We start from the raw sequence: 2812 nt of genomic DNA on the forward strand, positions 1-2812 counted from the left end.
TCAATCGACGGAACAGCGCCTGCATCGGTGGGCTATCGAGCGGGTCATTGTCGGGTTGCGCCTGGTCATCACCCCGGCCCAGGAAGGACCGGCCAGCCTCGGCCGCAATCGGGTCGACGCGCTTGTGCACCTTGACGTTGACCAGACGGTCATCTGCCATGTCAGTCACTGGTAGATGTCCTTCCTAAAGCGTCGGCCATTGGCAAACACCTCTAACTCGCCGACAACCTGGCGTTTCTCCTTGGGGGCAGGCGGCATCGAGTGCAATTCATCGAGCCCGTCTTGAATCACGGTGATGATTTGCGTCCAGGTTTGCGGGGTAGGGTCGAGACGCAGGAGGTGGGACGCCTTGATGGCAGCCTGCGCCACCATGCGCACGTCTTCGCAGTCAGTACGCCAGCGCCAGATATCGTCCTGGCGCACAGCGAAGGCAGTGGCGCCCAGCCTTGGCACGACAGGCCGAATAACGAGGCAGGGATCACCATTGAGGTAGGTGTAGTGGCGAATCAGCCCGTATTGCCGCTGGGCCTTGCCGGTGTCTTGGATTTGGTCGGGAGCGCTCATAGGCGCAAATCTATAGCGCGCCCCCGGTGTTTTACTGTGTCAGAGCAAGAATGATGCAACTGCTTACCCGTAATCAAATGGCGCTATTTCCGGCAAAAAGGCATTTTGTCCTCGTAAAAAATACCGTTAAGAAGTAGGGGAAAACCTTAATTGGTAGTTACAGATATTCCTAATATCTTCATTTTCATGTATTTTTTTGTCATAACTTTGTCATCGCAAACAGTGAAAACTCACCTTGCCGTTATTTTGAGTGCCTAACTGGATGCCACTATTCGAATTGATTGAAAGTACTTTATGAGCAATTTTGTAAACAGAAAAACCACGGTTCTTGCTGCAAGTTTGTCGCTTTGCTTTGCTTTAACTGCATGCGGTGGTGGGGGCGATAGCCAGCCGGCTCCGACTCCGACACCGACACCGGCTCCGACACCAGCTCCGACACCGACACCAGCTCCGACACCGACACCAGCTCCAACACCAGCTCCGACACCAGCTCCGACACCAGCTCCGACACCAGCTCCGGCGGTCAAGCGTTTAATAGACGGCGATGTATATAGTCTACATGTTGATGTCGATCGCCTTGGAAATTTAGGTGCTGTATCGGTACTGAATACTGTGATGGATAAAGACGGCCGTATTACGGACAATCATGATCCAAAGCGTTCAGCAGTTTCGCCAGTATTTCTGCATCAATTGCTCTCGCCGCAAGTTGCCTATGCATTAGACAGACAAGACCATCAATTTGGTGTGCAAGACTGGCTAGGGAATATTTCCCTTTCTAACCAATTTACTGCTTGGACGAACCCCGGCTGGTTAACGCACAAGTCTGATCCTGATCAACCTACCTATCGATTTCAACTCGAAGAAATTGATTTGGCTAATCAACCGATGAAAAACAGTATGTTTTTCAGCACTGGCGAGGCCATGGATGGTGTATTACCTTCTGGTGCAAAACTAGTTGATGCATTTGGTGATAATAAATTCTCAACAGGATCAATTGGTTTGCGCACCCATATTATCCTGCCAGCGAATACACCATTGCAGAATTCAAACGTTACCGTCTCGAAAGATGATGCAACAGGTTTGTACTGCTTCTTCCGGAAAGTACCGTTGGGATTTTCACCGATCAAAGTTGGCTTAAAACTCGTTGGCGACAGCAAGGTCGAAGTTTATAAAGTAACGCAAGACTGCAAACCTGATGGCGCATCGATTGGTGAAGGACAATACCGTCAAACTCAGACCAAAGGCTTGTTATCTACGCAGAATACTCACTATTTCTTTAGTCTTCCTGCATCACTAAATGTGGAGAGTCAGCTATTCAACTCAACCTACTTAAAAGCAGGAGCCAAGTTAGTGATTACTCAAATGGGTTATACCATCACCCCTGAAGCTTCAGCCTATTTTGACAAAGAAACCAAAATAGTCGACCCGCAGATTCACTTTAACAAAGCAGCAATCACTGAGTTGAAAACACAGCTTGGCTTACCGCAGTAATACTTGAAAGCTAGTTGCCTGACGATAACCGTGAATGTGCTTTCTCTAGCCATTCACGGTTTTTTATTTAAAGCATCTCAAACTGCCTTGTAGCCATGCGCACGCCGTGATTTTGGTTTGTCCTTGGATTCGTTGTTCCCAGGATTTCCCAGGTGCCCCAGTGCCACATACTGCAAGGCATCATGCGGGTGCGAAAACCGGTTCTTGTCCGGCTTCTCGGTAAATCGCTCTTCCCCTGCTACCTGCATCTTGCGTAGCTGGTAGCCACCATTGAAGCCCTTGCGCAGCGTCTTGCACGATGGGTCCAGCAACAGTGCTGGTTCACCATCGACCATACGCACCAGAAAGCTTTCCACGGCACCAATCCGCGCTATCGGGGCATTGGTTCGGGTTGGGGTGATGTCCAAGCCTTCGTCTCGCAGGATCGAGAAACAGGTTTTCTCATCGGTATCGGACGCTGCCACGCCTGCCGGATCACCCCAGCCGGTGATTTGCTCCCATTCGGCTTGGTCTTCATCCCATTCCAATGTCCACTCCGGGTAAAGCGCTCGAAGCTGGGGTTTCACCACATCGCGGGTGAACTGCTCTACGCCCATCCGCTCGGCAATGAACTCGCGCAAGATGCGAAGCTGCCCGCGTGGGGTGAGCTGGGTGACGATACAGGCGGGTGTTAAGCCAAAGTCCCAGCCCAAGCGAATTGCTACACCCCGCTTCGCCTTCAATGGCTTGTCACTGACATGCAGACGGTCATTAAACT

3 protein-coding genes are annotated in these 2812 nt (G+C 50.9%); 1 reads left to right on the top strand and 2 read right to left on the bottom strand.

Annotated features, from left to right (window positions below; all coding sequences use genetic code 11):
* Nucleotides 1-165 precede the first annotated feature (165 nt).
* Entirely contained in the window at nucleotides 166-564 is a 399-nt protein-coding gene (locus CSQ89_RS20860) for a hypothetical protein (RefSeq protein ID WP_099407903.1), read from the bottom strand.
* 294 nt (nucleotides 565-858) lie between these two features.
* Between CSQ89_RS20860 and CSQ89_RS23410 the strand changes: the two genes are divergently transcribed.
* Nucleotides 859-2055 carry a hypothetical protein gene (locus CSQ89_RS23410; RefSeq protein WP_158229079.1) on the top strand — a complete coding sequence of 399 codons (1197 nt, stop codon included), beginning with the start codon at nucleotides 859-861 and terminating at the stop codon, nucleotides 2053-2055.
* A gap of 77 nt (nucleotides 2056-2132) precedes the next feature.
* Here the strand turns inward: CSQ89_RS23410 and CSQ89_RS22705 are convergent.
* The coding region (locus CSQ89_RS22705; protein WP_308418195.1) for a hypothetical protein at nucleotides 2133-2812 on the bottom strand (680 nt) is incomplete at its 5' end.

The organism is Chitinimonas sp. BJB300 (genome assembly GCF_002735695.1).
GTDB lineage: Bacteria > Pseudomonadota > Gammaproteobacteria > Burkholderiales > Chitinimonadaceae > Chitinimonas.

Coding starts and splice junctions, on each gene's coding strand:
- CSQ89_RS20860 (WP_099407903.1), bottom strand. CDS start 564: ATGAGCGCTCCCGACCAAATCCAAGACACCGGCAAGGCCCAGCGGCAA.
- CSQ89_RS23410 (WP_158229079.1), top strand. CDS start 859: ATGAGCAATTTTGTAAACAGAAAAACCACGGTTCTTGCTGCAAGTTTG.